Genomic DNA, 19,187 nt, shown 5'->3' on the forward strand with positions numbered 1-19,187 from the left:
TACATTCTTTTCTCCTAAACACCCTATTTTGTAAAACATCACATCATTCATCTTCAAGCATTTCCTCAATCTCTTTTTGAGTATCTCTTTTTCTATTCACTAAAGAGCTTAATTTGCTATCTTTATTGATAGGCTTAGGTTTAGGTGTAGCCTCAGTAGTATTACTTAAAGAACTTAATAATTCTTTATCTAATTTCAAGATCACAAGGGTTGCTCGTTCCTCGCCATTTAATTTGCGTTTTCGAGTATGTTTACCTTGTTCAGCATTAAGGTATCCATTAGATTTTAGTTGTTTCATAACCGTATCAAAACTTGAGAATCCCTGCGCCTTAAGCTCCGTTTCTAAAGTTGATTTAAGAATTCCTACTTCAAGATACGTATCTTTCGTTTTAATTGTTCCATAATATTCAAGACCCTCATGGCTTTGACCGTCTCGCTCAAACCTCACATGATGACGAACTACAAATTGCTTAATGACATCTATTGCTTTTGCATCTAATGTTCGAGTACCAGCCGTTTCTGCATCATTTTCGAGTACAAATTGAAATAATGCTTCTAAATTTACATTCAATTGATATTGTTTAAAACATTGATTAAATAATTCTGCTGTCAACAGAATAATGGCATACTTTTCTGCTAGTCTTCCTGAGAACTCATCTTTCACTATGAAATTCTCTTCGAACTCCTTTTTCCATTTTGTATACTTTTGTAGAATGTCTTCTTTTTGTTGAGCATGTGCTAAGAGAAATTTCACAAAAAATACACCTGAATGCCCATAATGTTCACTAACGCCTACTTTTAATGCTTGTGCATGGTCTGCTGATTCTGTCCATGTTTTATTTACAAATTCAGGTAATCGAACAGTAATACCATTATTTTTTGCTGACTTTTCAGTTAACTTATGTTCAGCAGTAGAAATAATTGTAGTATTCCAAGTTGCTTGTTCCTTCATTTCCGACTCTTTTGTTAATCGTGATTTGTCCTGTCCTTCAGCTAACTGATAAATAATAGTGGTAAAATCACCCTGCGTTTTTGAGCTAGCTTCATCCAGTGTAATTGGAACGCCAAAGTTATCTGCAACTAGCTTTAGTTGTGCATTCCCCGTACTATTCCAATTTCTAATCAATCCATTATGGTCTGGTTTTCCAAACGAAGAGACAGCAATACGTGTAGATGTGGTTTTCCCTGTAGACGACTCCCCAGCAATATGCACCATTAAGACTTCCATTGGAGACCACATAGCTAATAAAGCATTCACTGGTGCTGAAAAACCAAGTATCATTGCAAATTCCAATGGTGTTTTTCCTTGTACCTCTGCCTTCATTAAATCTATCCATCCCTCTAATGTTCCAGAAGGTTTTATATCTAAAAATCCATTGTATTGAGATATCTGTTTACTAGCTGTAATGAAGTGGTAATGCTTAAAAGCGAGATTACCTGCTTCATCTTGTTCCCAACCAATAGTGTTATGAGAATAATCAATAGACTCACGCATATCGTCTTCGAGCATAGATAAAAAACTAATAATATGACCTACTTTTAGGATAGGGACATCTACGCCAAATTCTGTTAACGCTTGAAGCTTTTTATCTGCAAACATACTTCTAGGAATAGTAATTTTATGATATCGCTGCAAATAATGGTAAATTAATTCCAGTTTAACTTGATTGGTTTCCTTATCCACAACAATTCTGTTTAACCAAATCAGACGGCAAACATATTCGTTGGAAACTTCTCCATCATCATTTTTTTTGAGGAGATACAGACAGTTATTCTTCACGATAAATTTGCGAATAGTTAATTCTTTCCTAAATTGATTTAAAATTGGATTTTCCTTATCAATCAAAGTTGCTTTCATTCTTGTAGATACCATTCCGATTTACTCCTTTTAAGTAAATTTATGTGGCGGATGAGCTAAGATTGTTGTAACAGTCTTAGCTCTCTTTATGTTTATTGCGTTATTACAACATATGTCTTGCCCTGACAAATTCTTTTTTCTGCGAACCCAATACTCATAGATGAGCGTTCCTCAAAATTCAATTTCCAAAGTTGTGTCAATTGGTTTACACAATTAGAGCTATATACGATGGATTGGTTATGCCCCTTTAATACATGTGCAGATTGGTCAGCAATATCACAAGGCGTTAAAATTAGCATTTTTAACTCTTTATTAATAGCTAATGTAATGACATCTGGATTTTCCAATATAGCAAGAACCTTTTTAGATAGGGTCACTCGTTTACCACTTTCACTATTCACTATATTTAGTGCTGCTGAAGTTCTTTCTGATTGAACAAACTCTACACCCTCAAGGAAATTTTCATCCCCCATTTCATTTCCAAATTCTTCTTCAAACATATCCATCTTACTTTGATTGTCTGGTAATCTCTCTTCTAATTCCTCATCCAAAAATTGTTTCGTTTCTTTTTTTAAAGTTCCTAACTTTCTAGGCAAGGGCTTCTTAATCATGTTAAAATCACTCCATTCATTGAATTAAGATCTGAATTTCCTTCAGGTCGAAGAGTTAAATTCTTAATGGTTTTTGTAATTCAAATCTTGAAAGTAATAGTACCAAATTCCGATTAAGTTTGCTGAGCATATAGATATACACAAAAAGTATTTTTATCTCACTTTCATTTAAAAACGGTTTAAAAAATCATTTTTTTATCATTTTATGTTTTCTCGGGAAAGTACGAAACACTTATCTATAATCAGCAATGCTTGGGAAGGTACGATTCTCCTTTACTCCCGAGGACACCGTTTTTACATATATTACAAAAAATAAATTACTTAATGCTTATTTTCACTTATTCAATCAACGTTGATGAGAAATACGTTATATTTAATAAACGGTTTAATTCTAATTACTCCTATGTACCTTTATAGTTATTCGCAAAAAAAGAATAATGTTCATAGTGAACATTACTCTTCTACTATTTCCAGCATCATTACAATTTATCTTTTAAAATTACCTCAACGAGGATGACTGAAAAAATCCCTATACATGTACCGACCACAAAATAATACAAATTACTTCTCCTCTCTTTGTTTGCGACTTAGCATCACTAAAATGGATATTCCAAAAAATACTCCTTGCTTGAATAATTCAATTGTATATTGATTTTTCTTTTTACAATCAGCCATCCTCTCACCTTCTTTCAGTAAAATCTAACTCATAAAAATAAGCCTAGTGTATAACATACATAGACTCTGCTCTGAAACATCTATTAAAATTTTTAAATTACATAAAATTAGATGAAAACTTGTTTCTTAATACAAAGTTATTTCTCTTTCAGGAGTTAAAATTTGGAACTAATTTATCATTTACTAGCCAAACTTCATATAAACTTTCACTTCCTGTTTCTATTAGCATTAATGTAAAGTAGTTCCCTTCTACATCTGTATAGTTGGCACTATGACAGAGAATTGGTGCTGGTACAAAGGCAATCATATAAGGTGGTACAAGTTCCTCATCTATTTCCTCATGAGTAAAGCTCATTGTTTCATAGCCTACTTCATGAAGTGGGATTTTCTTTCCTAGTTTTCTCTCCAATACTTCTGTCAATCGTTGGATTGCTTCCACTTTCAATAACCTCCTTATTTTTATGAACATAAAAAGCCCTAACATCCATTTCAGATGTTAGAGCCTATTTATCATTTAAAGCTTTATTCCTTTTCAAAATAACCACTCTCCTTCATTGAAACATAGCTATCATCACCCAGCACAATATGGTCGAGCATATCAACTCCAACAACTAAACCTGCCTCTACTAAACGTTTGGTAACAGCAATATCCTCTTGGCTTGGTGTTGGGTCGCCTGATGGATGTGGATGACAGCAGATGATGGAAGCAGCATTGCTTAAGATAGCTGTTTTCAGCACTTCTCTAGGATGAACGATGGAGAGATTCAAGCTTCCTATGTGTGCAATCGTGATGTTTGTTGGCTGATTTTTCACATCAAGACACATGACTACAAAATACTCTCGATCTACCTCGCCTAAAAAGTTCTTGAACAATTCGTAGCAATCTTGTGGACTACGAATGCGACGATTTTTGTACAACATGCTTGCTTCTTTCACTAATTTAACAGATACGATGTCTATTCGTTTTGATGGTTGCATATGTTTTCCTCCTAAAAGTAATCGTAGAAATAATATATGTTCATATTTTTAATTGAATCGTTTAGTTATCTTGTTTTACAGGTGGAATTTCATAAGGAACTAACTTCCATTCATTTTTCACCGCTGGATAAAGAGGATGAAAGCCACGTCTCCCTTTAGGGCATTCTATTTGGAGAATATTTGCCTTCTTATCAAGTAAAATAGCCACAATCATATTCAGTCGCTTTTGAGCTTCTTTGTTCGTTTCAATTCCTGTCCCAACTGCAATAATGACATCATCTACCTTTGTAACTTCTTCTTGAACACACTTCAAATTTTCAGTAGCAGATTCGTTTGTATCCTCGCCTTCAAGAGACGGAAATAAATTCATAATAATAACTGAACCGTAATCTAATTTAGCAAGATTGTTAATGACATACATCGTTGTTTGGTCTTGAACTATTTCATCTGTCTGACCTGCATTTTTCATCAAGATAAGTGCTTTTCTCTTATTCTTGTCCCACTCTTTCCTAACAACATACTTATTTTTCATTTCGTCATCAAAAGTGACCTCAGTTTTAATTATACTTTTAATTATTTTCAATGTTTTGCGCTCCTTGGAATCGAAAAAACTCAAATACCTTTTCTGGTATTTGAGTCTGATTATAGTTTATTATAATATTTTCAATCTATCTCCAAAGTCAGTTGCTTTGGTGATGATGAATATTGAATTTTCTTTAATTTATTTTCACTTATTTTTACATCTTTAGATATATACAAAGCCTCTATAGTCTGTTCTGGATTTCCTGTTAATGTTGATTGTGAAGATGTGCCTGCATTTAAGTTAATTCTTCTTAAATTTAAATAATCAGGCAAAGAGCTCCCATATATTTTATTACCTGTACTTCCATCAAATGAAATTATATATGGAATATTTCTTTCATTTAGGTCTTCTAAAGCTTCAATAAATTTCTCAAAATCTAATCCTCGAATATAGCGTTTACTTGAACCTTTTGTACCTTGATAAGGTGGGTCCATATATATTAAATCAGAATTTTGGGTATCTCTTAATACCTCGACATAATCTAAACTAGTTACTGTAATTTTTTTTTGCAATAACGCTGCATAACCTTGAATATCGTTAGCCATTTTATTCGGATTTTTGCCCTTTCTCCTATTATCAGGACCTTGATTAAACTCTCCCCTTTCATTATATCTTACAGCATTTTTAACACACCTAGCTAACAGATATAATAACATTTCTGGTTCATGAGTATTATTAAACTCGCTTCTAATAAAATTATAGTGCTCTTTTGAATCTCCTTCTAACTGACCATTCCAAATATACTCATATCTTCGGATTACCTCATTTGGATTGGATGCCATTTTACTTAATAATTTAGCCAAAGGCTCATTAATATCATTCAACCAATAATGATTACCTATTTTTTGATCCGCACATGCTATTGAAATAGCGGCTGAACCTGCAAATGGCTCTACAATTCGTTCAACATTATTGGGGATACATTCTAAAATATACTTTGCCAAGTTCCTTTTACTACCTTGATAAGGAATTGGGTGTGGAATTGCCATGAAAACCTCTCCTTTAATTAGTCTAAATTATATCATGCACTTAACTAACGCTCAAAGCTTAAACAGCTACTATTTGAATGGTATTATTATCTATATAGGATGAGGGGGAATATTCTTGGAAGAATCATTAGATTACTATATCAATAGAGAAATACCAAATGAAATCGAAGAATTAATAAAACAACTTAAAAGTAAACGTGCATTAATTGTTGTTAATCACATAAAAGAACATGGCTATGTTACTAATGAAGATTTACTTGATGTTTACGGTTATGGTCATGGACCTAGAGCGGTAAAAGATGCTAAAGACCGAGGAATTCCAATTAAAACTTTATCTATTAAATCTCCAAAAACAGGTCGAACTATAGCTGCATATGTTTTTGATGATATTACTAAGATAAGAAATGGTATTTTAGAAGGTAGAAAACCCTTAGATAAAAGGATTAAAGAAGAACTTTCTGAAATTCATGGTGAAAAATGTTATATCTGTACAGAGCCTTACGAAATTAGGTATCTGCAAGCAGACCATAAAATTCCTTACGATGTTGTTGGTGAAAATTCCTCATACGAATATGAGTTAGATAAATATATGCTTCTTTGTCGTTCTTGCAATAGAGCAAAAAGTTGGTCGTGTGAATATTGTGAAAACTTTTTGAACTCGAAAGATGAGAATATTTGTAAATCATGCTATTGGGCTTCTCCTGATTCATATAATCATATTGCAATGAAAAATGAAAAAAGGTTAGAATTGGTATTCTCAGACAACGAAATAGCTGTTTATGAAATTTTCGCTTATCAAGCTAAACGAAATAATATATCCATTCCTGAATTAATAAAAGAAATTTTAAAAAGGTCAGTAGAATAAACTCTACTGACCTTAATACCCTATCTAAATGATGCTACTAAATATATTTATTTTATAAGCTTATTTACTTCCTCTAATAATATTTTACTTCTTTGTTCTATAAAATCTTCATATGTTAAATCAAAAGTATCACTTGGACAAATTGCAGATTCTAATACCACATCTGGTTTTTCAATTAACTTTTTATACTCTTTTGGATCTAAATCCTTTATTTGATTATTATCAGATTTTGATAAGAAGCAGAAATTAGCTAATTTATTAATATCAGACTTATCAACCCCTAATCTTTCCAAATGTTTTTGAGGGAAGATATGATGAAACTCTGTTTTATATCCTACTCTTAATTTTCTTTGCAAATCTATTGGACTTCCCGAAATAAAAGATTTTGGATTTTGATTAGCTAGTAATGCTATAAATACTTTTGTTGTAATAGTATTTACATTGAACTTATTATCGAAGTATTCGGAATTAAATTTGTATTTGAAGTTGAACACATTTGCATTTTCATCTTCTCTTAACTTTTCCATATCTTCTATATCTTTAGGAATTTTGGTATCAATTGCATTGGAATAGTGTTTTGAAAATCCTACTTTCCAAAACCATTTTACCAACTTTTCACGTTGCTTATTTGTATAGGAATCTCCCATTGCTCTATGTGTAGCAAAAAATTTAGTCAATGGAATTAACATAGAGGGATAAGGTAAATATTTTATATTGAATACTTTTAATTCATCTTTTAAAAATTGAATACTAGATTTAATTCCATTTTCTATCTCTGAAAATTTTTCCCTAACATCTTGCCCATTTAAATCTATGATAGAGTCTGTACTAGATTTATTAAGTAATACACTTGTACAACATTTTAGCAACAAATCAACATGTGATGAGTTATTACCGTCTAAACCAAATTCCTCTAATTCATCAGCTAGTTCTGTAAATTTCTCTTGTAATACAAAATCCTCACTCCAACTCCATGCAGCTAATAACTGATAGTGGTCTAAATCCGTTCCCGCTGTATTTACCCTTTCAAATACCATAGAAACTAATTTCATATCATCTGTTTTCATTTTCTCTACAGGAATAACCTTAGTAGATAATTTTCTCATTACTTTATCTAATTTATCAGCCTTTTCATCTGTCAGCTCTCTAGTAGCTCTTCGATATTCAACTGAGTCCATTATTTTATATACGGGAAAATATCGTTCTAAGTTTACCTCTTCTTCCTTTAAAGGTATAAACAAACTTTTAGTATCTTCTAGGGACCCTTCCATATCAAAATAAATATCAATCCACTCTGGATTTTCAGCTGCTAAAATATCTCTATTAAATAGAGCACATAAAGAAGTTAGTCTTTGTTGCCCATCTAAAACATATTGATAAGTTTGCATTCCATTTAATTCAGGAGAATCAAAACTCCCCACTTTTTTATCATATTTTAAGAGGTTTGAGGTTTCCCAGAATAATACATTACCGATAGGAAAGCCTTTATATAAACTGTCATATAACAAACCTACTTGTTCGGCAGTCCAAACAAATCCTCGTTGAAATGCTGGAATTCTTACGGTTCCCTTTTTTACCTGGCTATATAAATCTTCAATTGTAATATTACTTTGTTCCAAAATAAACCCCACCTTCCATGTTAAATTATAACATATGAAGGCTTTGAATTTTATTATAAATTCCTAACTATGTTACTATTTAGGAATTCAACAATATTGAAAAACCTCACTTACTTATGATACGGTTCACCCTTCATAATCCTAAAACTACGATAAATCTGCTCGACTAGCACGAGCTTCATGAGCTGGTGAGGAAGTGTCATCTTACCAAAAGATTGCTGCTCATCTGCACGCTTTAACACATCATCATGCAGACCGAGGGAGCCGCCGATGACGAAGGCGATTTTGCTTTTGCCGTAGGTCATGAGAGATTCGATATCAGCTGCCATTTGTTCGGAGGTTTTCATTTTGCCGTTGATGGCTAGGGCGATTACGTAGGCATCTGGACTGATTTTCGCTAGGATGCGTTCTCCCTCTTTTTTCTTGACGATGTCCATTTCAGCTTCACTTAGTTGTTCAGGTGCCTTTTCGTCTGGCACTTCAATCAAATCCATTTTTGCATAGCCGCCAAGACGTTTTACGTACTCATCGATCCCCATTTTTAAGTACTTTTCTTTTAGTTTGCCGACTGATACAATCGTTATATTCACACGTTATCCACCTTTACAATTCATTTACAAACAAATTATCCACAAAAGTTATCAACATATCCACATGTCACTTCTATATATTGTGTAAAGTTATTTACTTGATACAATATATTCTGCTGGCTGTTCACAGTAGCTACACTTTGTGGATAACTTTTCACCCTCTTCGATTTTATCCATAATTGGGAACACTTTTTGCTCTGCTACAAACATGTCTAAAGCGTGATTTATATGGCTTTCACAGCTGTATTTTTCCATTTTTTGATGTCTCCTTATTTTCCGAAATTTCCACAAACTTATTCACAAATCAGTCTATGTTATCCACAATCTATTGTAACAAAGGAATGGCATGTATGGAAGAAGCGCCTTTTACTCACGATTTCCTGTGTAGTATTAGTATTCACAATTTTCTAGTTATCCACAATATTTCATAAAAGTATTTTCTCCATCCTCACAAAAAAGCGATGGAGATTGATTAAATCTCCACCGCTCTTCATATTCTTTACATTGTATTACCGTTTGTTAATGTTAGTGATAGTTCGACTAATTTACCTTGACGGTAAACTTTTAACGTTAATTTATCACCAATTTTTTTGTCATTATATAAATGTTTGCGTAAATCAATAGTTGTTTCGATTTTTTGACCATCCATTTCAACAATAACATCATATTGTTGGACTCCTGCTTTTGATGCTGCTGAGTTATTGATTACATCTGTTACCACAACACCCGTTGTCACTTCCGTAGGTAATTTTAATGTTTGTTGCTGATAGAATGATGGCACATCTGTTAAATCTGCTAAAGAAACTCCCATTGTTGGACGTTCCATTTTACCGTTTTTCTCTAATTCCTCAATAATTGGAATAGCTGAGTTAATAGGAATAGAGAAACCTAAACCTTCAACAGAGGATTCAGCAATTTTCATGGAGTTAATCCCTACTAATTCCCCAGCTAAGTTCACTAGTGCTCCACCACTATTCCCTGGGTTAATTGCTGCATCTGTTTGTAATACTTCTTGTTGCCAGTCTTCTGTCCCATCACCATTTAAGTCTACTGGTACAGAACGGTCTTTACCAGAAACAACACCTTTTGTAACAGAGCCATAGAAATCTAAGCCAAGTGGATTACCGATTGCTATAACTGTTTCGCCTTGTTTTAGCACATCAGAGTTACCGAAAGTTGCTACTGTTTTTACATTCTTTGAGCTTATTGAAATAACAGCAAGGTCTGTCCAAACGTCTAGACCTACTAATTGTGCAGGTTCTTTTGTTCCATCCGGCATTGTGACCTCTAACTGTTTTGCCCCTTCAATAACGTGGTTATTTGTGACAATAAAGGCTTTGTCACCTTCGATTTTATAAATAACACCTGATCCGCTTCCTGCCTCTTTTGTTGTCGTTGATGATGGACTCCAAAAGCCTCCGCTTGTGACTTCTTGAATGTTTGTGATGCCAACAACTGCGGGTGAGGCTTTATCAACTGCTGTTGTCACATCTGTCGTTATTTCTGTTGCTACTTGATTAATTGTTGGGTTATTTTTCTCTATATTACTTGATGTTGTCCCAGGCATTTGGTTGACAAGTCCCGGTAGCATAAGCCATACAAGTAAAGCACCTATAATGACGCCAATCAGACCACTAAAGAAATAGCCGCCTTTTCCTCCGCCACCTTTCTTTTTAAGACGCTTAGTCTGCATTTCTTGCTCCTCACGCTCTAGTCTTTCTTGAAGAGGTGATTTCGGTACTTCATCATTTTTTAAGAAATCACTGTTTTTATCATCATCTTGGAAATAGCTCATGTTCTTCATCCTTTCCTTTGATTGCTATTTGTTAATTGTTACCCTAATCTTACGATTCAAACATTAAAATCAGATGAAAAACAAATAAAATGGGCATAAAAATAGCTGCCCAATGCATTTTTTTAAATGCATTGAACAGCTTCAAGTTTTGCCTAAATAGCTTATGATTAAACTGTGACTAATTTTGTTGGTTCTTCTGCATCCGTATCATAAAGATGAACATGCTCACCAACAAGGATGCCACAAGATTGCAAAGTTTGTGCGACACTCATACGTGCTAGCTCTTTCATATTATTATCTTTACTTAAATGTGAAAGATAAATATTGGTCGTCTTATCAAATACAACCTCACTCATAGCGATCGCTGCATCCTCATTAGACACATGTCCTACATCGCTTAAAATACGACGTTTAATAGACCAAGGATAACGTCCCATTTGAAGCATATTGACATCATGATTACTTTCAAAGACAAAAGAATCTGCGCCGCGGATAATTCCTTTCATACGATCACTAACATAGCCAGTATCTGTAATAATGACTAGCTTGCGATCATTTTCATGAAAAGTGTAGAACATTGGATCTGCTGCATCGTGTGAAACGGCAAAGGATTCAACAGCTAAAGAACCAAAATGCTTCACTGTATCCATTTCAAATTCAAAACGTTGCTCAACAGGAATGTCACCAACAAGCCCGTCCATCGCCTGCCACGTTTTGGCGTTTGCGTAAATTGGTACATGATATTTTCGTGCCAGTACACCAATTCCTTTAATATGATCACTGTGCTCATGTGTAACAAAGATACCACTGAGTTGCTTCATATTACGGTCGATTTTTGTAAAGAGTTGCTCCATCTTTTTCCCACTAAGACCCGCATCGACGATAAAAGCATGATCGTCATTCTCTACATAAATCGAATTCCCTGTACTGCCACTTGCTAAAACACTAAATCGCATTATTCAACTCCCCAGTCTTCTTCTTCGCTCTCTTGCTTGTCCTCCTGGATTTCGATGACTTTTCCTTCTACTGCATTCACAAAGTACTCCTCTTTTGTCCCATCAGATAATTTCACTTGAACTTCCCATGTTGGCACCAATACCTGTGTACGTGTCAATTTAACAAGCGTTGAGTAACCTAGTTTCATTTGTGTAATGCGCGAGTCTGGCTTGAGCGGTCCTTTTGCATACAAAGTTTGAATAATTTGAAGTGGTGGAATAACTGTTTCCTGCTGTTCCATTTCTTCAATATTATCAATCATTGTTTGTTCATACATTGTTACTTCGTTATTTGCATTCCATTTGATTTTTAATGAACCGCTATAATAGAACATTCGGTTGTTTGTCTTTTGGAAAAAAATCGCTACTCGTTCTTCGCGATCTACTTTCCATAAAGCATAAGATGCTCCTTCAATAATGTTTGCAAGGGCAAAATCTGTAAAGCTTGCATCATCGCTCACATTACGTAATTTAATAGGCCTCATAAAAATAACCCGTGCCTTTGTATTATTATCATCCTTAAATTTAATTTGTTGGTTGTTATTACTAAATTCAGCTGGTGTGAATTTATGCACTTGAGCTGTCATATACGAAGCAGATTCAATATTATTTGGTAATGTGCCATATGTAATATTGTCATCTTTTAAACGAGCTTCTATTGTTCTTTCACCAGGTACCTCAATATCTTTCGCTTCATTATAGCGATTGACATAAAGTGAATACAAGAAGATGTTAAGTATTAAAAAAACGAATATAAAAATAGATTTTGTTCTATTCCAATCCATTTTTAACACCTCCTAATACTTCAGGAGTCAGTTTAGTCCAACTACCATTACGAATAACAAACCAGCAAGGTTCGAATATAAATATATTCTGTTCTTGATTTTGTGTTAAATAATAGCCCAAGACAATTTCATCAATATCAGACAAAGGAATACTGTTGGCGCTTTTTAATCTCTCTGCGATCTCCGCACCAGATGCTAATTCTTTAATTTCTTTCTCTAATGATATATCCATATCCAATGAGAAGTATGGACGCTTATAATGGAAAATTCGACTATCTCCCCAAATCGTTGTCATTCGTGTAATGACATGATTGCTATAGACAGGGAAACCTTGCAGATACATTTGATAATCTATTTGATTTTTATTGGTATTGGATGAAGCATAGCGGAAATCTGCCGTAAATCCTCCATGCTCATTAATAAATTCAAAGCTATCCTTTAAAAGCTTGGATGGCTCGACTCTAATACTACTTTCTGCAGCCGGATATACATAGTTTAATGATTTAAGATTTGTTTCCAAGGTCATTAAAGACATACCATCTGTATATTTTTCAGAGGATGCACTTTCAACATTACGCTGCACAATATTTGGATCTGGGAATAACACATTTTTAAATAATTCTGGTGTAATATCCTCAATAAAGTACGTATATTTTACAGATTCAATATTACTGTTTGCCAGATAAAGAGATGTATAGCCCTCTCTCTCTACTTCTTTAAAAACCTCATATTTTTTTGCAGGCTCAATGACTTCCTGTATAAATTGATTCATGTTTGGCACACTGACACGTGAGCGGAATAATGATTGGTTATTGCCACTAATGTAATACAACATTAATTCTTTGCTATTATAATTACTCCAATCTATAATCATACGATTGAACGTTGTTTCTGGTAATTCCTTATCAGTAAACTGAAAAGTCGTGTTAAAAGCTGAAAAGGGAATCTCTCCGGTAAAAAAGATAGTCATCCGATGATCTGCACCAATAATTTGATTCACATAGTTTGCAGAAAGATTGTTGTTTACAGGCACTAAATCTAAAACATTCCAGCCTTTAAATACTTTCATCATATCTTTCATAGCTGCGTTAGAAACCGTACCTGTAAACTCTTCTTCAGAACGGAAAATAGCCTTGTATGGGCGAATAATATCCTCCATATCCTTTTGCGGCTTAATTAAAATTTCCTCTCCCTCTGTTTTTTCAATGTATTTATAATCAGGTGTATAAGTCCAAATTAAAAAGGTTAAGATCACACTCAGCATGACAAGTAGAAATAATACAACAGATTTAACCGGCTCTATATATTTCATTCCCACTCACCTGCCTCACCAAATTCATCTGCATCATATGGTAATGTGAAGAAAATTGTTGTACCCTGTCCTTCTTCACTTTCAGCCCAAATCTTACCACCATGTGCTTCAATCATTTCCCGCGCAATAGCTAATCCCAAACCTGTTCCTCCCATAGAACGAGCACGAGCACGATCCACACGATAGAAGCGATCAAAAATACGACCAACGTTTTCTTTAGGAATACCCATGCCATCATCTGAAATCATGACCTTCAGCATGTCCTCTTGTCCAGTAAAGCCAAAGCGAATATTCCCACCATCTGGTGAATATTTAATAGCATTCGAAATGATATTATCAATGACTTGTGTGACCTTATCCGTATCAATTTCTACATAAAAGGATGTTTCAGGGAATAATCGTTCAAACTGAACTTTGTCAGACTTAGACATTTCAAATCGATCAATAATACGGTTAAAGAATGAATTAAATAAGACAATATCTTTATTCAACTCATAATCTGAACTATCCATTCTAGATAACTGCAATAAATCATTCACTAGACGAATCATACGCTCTGTTTCGGTTTGCGTTACATTTAAAAATGTAGGAGCAATATTTTCATCTTTCCATGCCCCATCTGCTAGTGCCTCTAAATAACTGCGCATTGTTGTTAATGGCGTTCTTAACTCATGTGATACATTCGATACAAATTCCCTACGATCCATTTCAATCTTTTCTTGCTCTGTTATATCGTGCAATACTGTAATCAGACCATTAATAAAGCCCGTCTCTTTTTGAATAACAGAGAAATTAGCACGAAGTATATAGGGTGCATCCGATGTACTGAAGTTTAAATTGACTGCATCATTCATATGGATTAAGTCTTCAAAGCTATATTCCTGATCAATCCCCAATACGGAGGCGATAGGACGCCCTAATGTAATATCTCTTGAAATATGCAGTAATTCTAGTGCAGGGTCATTGATTAGAATAATACGTCCCTTACGATCTGTTGCAATAACGCCATCTGTCATATTACTCAGAACTGAATCTAGCTTACGGCGTTCAGCTTCTGTGGTCGATTGTGCTTCCTGTAAACGGTTGGTTAGATGATTAAAGGTGACGGCTAGCTGTCCGATTTCATCTGTACCATATACACGCACTTTCCGAGAATAGTTCCCCTTAGCCATTGCCTGAGCCTGCTTTCGCATATCAGCAATTGGCTGTGTAATCGTTCGTGCCACAAGAATACCTAAAAAGATGGTAATGACCAAGGACATTGCCGTACCACCAAGGAAAATCTGATTGATATCATTCATTTGTTCAAAAACGGATTCAATATTGGCTTCAATATAAAGTACACCAATGATTTCATCGTCTGGTCCTGCACCAGCACGAATGGGGTTCGCTAATACCCACACACGATTTCTCGTTTTATTGTCCAGCTTAATAATATCAAATAGTGTTTCAGCAGATATTGCTCGACGTACAAGATCCGTATTAGAGCGTTGGCCAATTAAATTTTGATTTTCAAGCTCAGATGTTGCAAGTATTCTTTGTCTATCATCAATAACACGGATTTCTAAAATATCACCATTCGAAACATCCCTTAAACCAGTAGAAAACTCCATAACAATTGACTTTAGGCTTTCCTCTAGTTTAGGCATGCTTTCATCGCGTTCCTTTAAAATTTCTTCACGAAGACTATATTGCATCAAGTCAACTCGCTGAAAAATGGAATCTTGGAAGTTGCTCTTCAAATTTCGTTCTAATTCACGAGCGAAATAGATACCGATAATTTGTAAAGCAAGTAATATTAATAAAATATAAATCAGTACTAGTTTGACATGAATCGATTTAAAGAAGCTCACTTTCTGCATTCCTATTACTCCTGTTCAGGATTTCGTAAATAATAACCTACACCACGTCGTGTGACAATCCAAGCAGGATGACTAGGATTATCCTCAATTTTTTCACGTAAACGGCGAATGGTTACATCAACAGTTCGTACGTCACCAAAGTAATCATAGCCCCATACTGTTTGTAGTAAGTGCTCTCGTGTCATTACTTGTCCAATATGTTTCCCTAAATAATGGAGTAACTCAAATTCGCGATGTGTCAGTTCAATTGCCTCATCACGCTTCATTACTAAATAAGCATCTGGTTGAATAACAAGCGATCCTACGACAATCTCATTCGACTCTTCCTCAGCCTCTTCTGCTGCTGGAGCGACCACTTGTAAACGGCGCATATTGGCCTTCACACGCGCAATCAGCTCTCGTGTACTAAATGGCTTTGTGACATAATCATCTGCACCCATCTCTAACCCTAATACTTTATCAATCTCAGAGCCTTTAGCTGTTAGCATAATAATCGGGAAGTCGTATTTTTTACGTACCTCTCTACAAACTTCCATTCCGTCACGCTTTGGCAGCATAATATCTAAAAGCATTAAATCTGGTTGCTCTTCCTCTACTTTCTTTAATGCCTCATCACCATCATAGGCACAAATAACTTTATAGCCTTCTTTTATTAAATTAAATTGCAAAATATCTGCGATTGGTTTCTCATCGTCAACAACTAAAATTGTTTTGTTCATACATTCTCTCCCTTTCGCTTTTTATCTATTCTTAAACAATGTGTATTGGTAAATTCACTACTCTTAACTCTATCATGCTTTCGCATTCTATGCATTAATCGATATTCGATCCTTCTAATACTGTGACATAAAGCGATGTATTTCAACAATTATTTCTCGGGAAATAATAGAAAAAGACAGTCCATTATTTGGACTGCCTTCTATTCAACATGTTTATCGGCCTACATAAGATAACGGATTTTCTAATGAACCGTTCTTTTCAACTTCAAAATGCAAATGTGTACCTGTCGAATTTCCAGTGGAACCCATAATACCGATCACAGAACCTTTTTCCACTACTTGTCCTACTTCAACATTGATTGAAGATAGATGTCCATAAAGTGTTGTAAAACCATTATTGTGATTAATAACAATGCGATTACCATAGGTGCCAGAAGTGCCAGCTGCAACAACTACACCATTATCAGCAGCTAAAATATTATAGTTACTTGGTCGAGCGATATCAATACCACGATGGAAGGCTCCCCAACGTTCACCCATACCACTTGAAATATAGCCCCCGACTGCTGGCCATGCAAATTCACCAGTTCCACGTGAAGAAATAACCTTTGTACCGACTACTTCAATTTCATCTACTGGTTGTTGAAGGATTTTTTCCTCTAAGGCAACTTTTGATGTCTGCGTACCATTTTCAGATGTTAATGCATAGGTTGTTTCTTTTTTTCCATTAACACCTTCTTGCTTGATGACCTTTTCGCCTTTATACATTGTAGGATCTTCTTCGACTACTTTTTTAAACGGAATGATATCCGCAACTTTCTTTTCCTTTTTTACTTCAAGTGTTACAAACGGCTTTGCCACAGTAACATTTAATTCTTGTCCAATTTGTAAAACTGTATCCACTGTAATATCAGAATTCAGAGCTAACAGTTCGCTTGTTGTTAAATTATGTTTTTTAGCAACCGACCCTAACACATCTCCAGATTGAATTTTATACGTTTCCTGCTCAAGATAGCCTGTCATTAAATATTTCACGGCTTGCTCAGGTGATACAATATCAGTTGGTGTAACTTTTTGTGATAATCCTGAAACTCCTTGTTTAAAAGAAACATCTAGAAGTCGGGACTCACCATTCTGTAATTCTGGTAGATTATTATTAGATTGTTGGTTTTTAGATAATTTCTCTAATTCTTGCTGAGAAACATATTGTAGCTTTAACATTTGAACCGTTTTTTCATAAGCTTCCGTATTCTTTAATGATACTACCGGTTTATGATTTACTAATAATGTAAAGGCATCAGATTTAGCTACTAAAGATTGCTTAAGTTTTGATAATGTTTCTGCATCTTTTGTTTCATTTGTAAATACTTGTTCTGGGATTATTTTAACAGCTGAGCTAGCATCAATGGATAAACCTTTGAATTGCTGACTTGCTACTTTTTCTTTTGATGCAATAATTTCTTGAATCGCTTTCTCATCAGACACTGCACCAATATATTCATTCCCCACATAAACGTGGTAAATTTTATTTAAGTTTTCTTTGTTATATTCCTTAGCAAATCCCATATTAATCGTTAGACTTGTCATTAAAACTACAATGATTGAAGCCTTTTTAAAAGAAGAAAAATTGTAGGTGAATCTATTGTTTTCTTCTTTTCTATTCCAAAACGAATTCATCAATAAAGCCCCTTCCAACTTTACCCTACTGTAGGATGATTTACCCACAAGGATTTTTTGCACCCCTATAATGTACCATAAAGAAAATGACGTTTGAACGATTTCGCTCTTTTGTAATGTAAATGTATTATTTATCTACTTATTGTTACATAGAATATATTTTATATAGTTTATAAATACTGTATTTTTATTCATATACTGGTTCTTAAAATACAATTTAAAAAATATCATGGGTATACTATTCTTTAATTTTTTTCAAGTGAATTTGGGCTTAACACTTTTTACTTTTTTAATATTCCGATAAAATGTATATAGAAGGTACACTATTTGATTGGAGCGATTAAATTGAGTGATTCACAAACCTCTGAGAACACAGCAAAAATGTTGAGACCTCAGAAAAATAGCATGCGGAAAGTTTTTGCAAGAATTGTTATGGTGTCGCTAGGTGCGATTATAATGGCATTGGGCTTAGAATTGTTTTTAGTACCTAACCACATTATGGATGGTGGAATCGTAGGTGTTTCCATTATCACATCTCATTTATTAAATTTACCCCTTGGTATTTTCATCTTCATTTTAAACTTACCTTTTATTTTTTTAGGCTATAAACAAATTGGTAAAACCTTCGCACTGTCGACAGGTCTAGGTATTACCGTACTCTCGTTCGCAACACTTGCCTTACATACTATCCATCCATTTACGGAAGACACATTATTGGCAACAGTTTTTGGAGGAATGATTTTAGGAGTTGGTGTCGGTATTGTCATTCGTTATGGAGGTTCATTGGATGGAACTGAAATATTAGCTATTTTATTTAATAGCAAGACACCTTTTTCAGTTGGAGAAATCATTATGTTCTTCAATGTCATTATTTTTACGGTGGCAGGTTTTATTTTTAATTGGGAACAAGCCATGTACTCCATCATTGCATACTATATTGCCTATAAAATGATTGATATTGTTATTCAAGGATTGGAAGAATCGAAATCTGTTTATATCATAAGTGATGACATTGATGAAATTGGACAAACTATTATGGATCGACTTGGTCGTGGCGTTACTTTCCTTCACGGAGAGGGAGCTTATACGGGGAATGACAAGAAAGTCATATTTACCGTTATTACTCGTTTAGAAGAGTCTAAATTGAAAACAATCGTCGCTGAAATAGATGACAATGCGTTTCTAGCCATCGGTAATATCGCCGAGGTAAAAGGTGGTCGCTTTAAGAAGAAGGATATTCACTAAAAAAGGGCATGCCGCATTTGGCACGCCCT

Annotated in this window: 18 protein-coding genes; 2 read left to right on the forward strand and 16 right to left on the reverse strand. The window is 34.4% G+C overall.

The features are described from left to right. Nucleotides 1-43: 43 nt before the first annotated feature. From JTI58_RS08745 to JTI58_RS08770, 6 genes are all read right to left on the reverse strand, one after another. Complete coding sequence (locus JTI58_RS08745; protein ID WP_205446276.1) at nt 44-1,873, reverse strand: DUF927 domain-containing protein; 1,830 nt, start codon at nt 1,871-1,873, stop codon at nt 44-46. Between the two features lie 77 nt (nt 1,874-1,950). After that, entirely contained in the window at nt 1,951-2,469 is a 519-nt protein-coding gene (locus JTI58_RS08750) for a hypothetical protein (RefSeq protein ID WP_205446277.1), read from the reverse strand. Between the two features lie 823 nt (nt 2,470-3,292). Further along, the gene (locus JTI58_RS08755) at nt 3,293-3,583 is read right to left on the reverse strand and encodes a hypothetical protein (RefSeq protein WP_205446278.1); all 291 of its coding nucleotides are present in this window, start codon (nt 3,581-3,583) and stop codon (nt 3,293-3,295) included. Between the two features lie 83 nt (nt 3,584-3,666). After that, the gene (locus JTI58_RS08760; RefSeq protein WP_205446279.1) at nt 3,667-4,122 is read right to left on the reverse strand and encodes a JAB domain-containing protein; all 456 of its coding nucleotides are present in this window, start codon (nt 4,120-4,122) and stop codon (nt 3,667-3,669) included. Nucleotides 4,123-4,183: 61 nt separating this feature from the next. After that, entirely contained in the window at nt 4,184-4,705 is a 522-nt protein-coding gene (locus JTI58_RS08765; protein ID WP_205446280.1) for a DUF1643 domain-containing protein, read from the reverse strand. 80 nt (nt 4,706-4,785) lie between these two features. Then, on the reverse strand, nt 4,786-5,694 hold the full coding sequence (locus JTI58_RS08770) for a Dam family site-specific DNA-(adenine-N6)-methyltransferase (protein WP_205446281.1): 909 nt from the start codon (nt 5,692-5,694) through the stop codon (nt 4,786-4,788). 115 nt (nt 5,695-5,809) lie between these two features. Between JTI58_RS08770 and JTI58_RS08775 the strand changes: the two genes are divergently transcribed. Then, the gene (locus JTI58_RS08775) at nt 5,810-6,559 is read left to right on the forward strand and encodes an HNH endonuclease (RefSeq protein ID WP_205446282.1); all 750 of its coding nucleotides are present in this window, start codon (nt 5,810-5,812) and stop codon (nt 6,557-6,559) included. A 47-nt stretch (nt 6,560-6,606) separates the two neighbouring features. Here JTI58_RS08775 and JTI58_RS08780 read toward each other — a convergent pair whose 3' ends face one another. The 10 genes from JTI58_RS08780 to JTI58_RS08825 form a co-directional block, all read right to left on the reverse strand. Further along, the gene (locus JTI58_RS08780) at nt 6,607-8,178 is read right to left on the reverse strand and encodes a DUF262 domain-containing protein (RefSeq protein WP_205446283.1); all 1,572 of its coding nucleotides are present in this window, start codon (nt 8,176-8,178) and stop codon (nt 6,607-6,609) included. 110 nt (nt 8,179-8,288) lie between these two features. Continuing rightward, entirely contained in the window at nt 8,289-8,768 is a 480-nt protein-coding gene (gene rlmH, locus JTI58_RS08785) for a 23S rRNA (pseudouridine(1915)-N(3))-methyltransferase RlmH (protein ID WP_205446284.1), read from the reverse strand. Between the two features lie 90 nt (nt 8,769-8,858). Beyond that, complete coding sequence (locus JTI58_RS08790) at nt 8,859-9,023, reverse strand: CxxH/CxxC protein (RefSeq protein WP_205446285.1); 165 nt, start codon at nt 9,021-9,023, stop codon at nt 8,859-8,861. Between the two features lie 244 nt (nt 9,024-9,267). Continuing rightward, the gene (locus tag JTI58_RS08795) at nt 9,268-10,563 is read right to left on the reverse strand and encodes a S1C family serine protease (protein ID WP_243456365.1); all 1,296 of its coding nucleotides are present in this window, start codon (nt 10,561-10,563) and stop codon (nt 9,268-9,270) included. Nucleotides 10,564-10,730: 167 nt separating this feature from the next. Further along, on the reverse strand, nt 10,731-11,519 hold the full coding sequence (locus tag JTI58_RS08800; RefSeq protein ID WP_205446286.1) for an MBL fold metallo-hydrolase: 789 nt from the start codon (nt 11,517-11,519) through the stop codon (nt 10,731-10,733). After that, nucleotides 11,519-12,343, reverse strand: coding sequence for a two-component system regulatory protein YycI (locus tag JTI58_RS08805; protein ID WP_205446287.1), 825 nt, complete (start codon nt 12,341-12,343; stop codon nt 11,519-11,521). Before JTI58_RS08805 ends, JTI58_RS08800 begins: the two co-directional genes overlap by 1 nt. Next, nucleotides 12,330-13,655, reverse strand: a complete 1,326-nt coding sequence (locus JTI58_RS08810; protein WP_205446288.1) for a YycH family regulatory protein — start codon at nt 13,653-13,655, stop codon at nt 12,330-12,332. Before JTI58_RS08810 ends, JTI58_RS08805 begins: the two co-directional genes overlap by 14 nt. Continuing rightward, nucleotides 13,652-15,517, reverse strand: a complete 1,866-nt coding sequence (walK, locus tag JTI58_RS08815) for a cell wall metabolism sensor histidine kinase WalK (protein WP_205446289.1) — start codon at nt 15,515-15,517, stop codon at nt 13,652-13,654. Before walK ends, JTI58_RS08810 begins: the two co-directional genes overlap by 4 nt. Nucleotides 15,518-15,522: 5 nt before the next feature. Further along, entirely contained in the window at nt 15,523-16,236 is a 714-nt protein-coding gene (yycF, locus tag JTI58_RS08820; protein ID WP_036077923.1) for a response regulator YycF, read from the reverse strand. A 213-nt stretch (nt 16,237-16,449) separates the two neighbouring features. Further along, on the reverse strand, nt 16,450-17,913 hold the full coding sequence (locus JTI58_RS08825) for a M23 family metallopeptidase (RefSeq protein WP_205446290.1): 1,464 nt from the start codon (nt 17,911-17,913) through the stop codon (nt 16,450-16,452). Nucleotides 17,914-18,294: 381 nt separating this feature from the next. Between JTI58_RS08825 and JTI58_RS08830 the strand changes: the two genes are divergently transcribed. Further along, a complete protein-coding gene (locus JTI58_RS08830) occupies nt 18,295-19,158 on the forward strand; it encodes a YitT family protein (RefSeq protein ID WP_205447205.1) in 864 nt (287 codons plus the stop codon). Nucleotides 19,159-19,187 lie beyond the last annotated feature (29 nt).

The organism is Lysinibacillus fusiformis, assembly GCF_016925635.1.
Taxonomy (GTDB): Bacteria; Bacillota; Bacilli; order Bacillales_A; family Planococcaceae; genus Lysinibacillus; species Lysinibacillus fusiformis_F.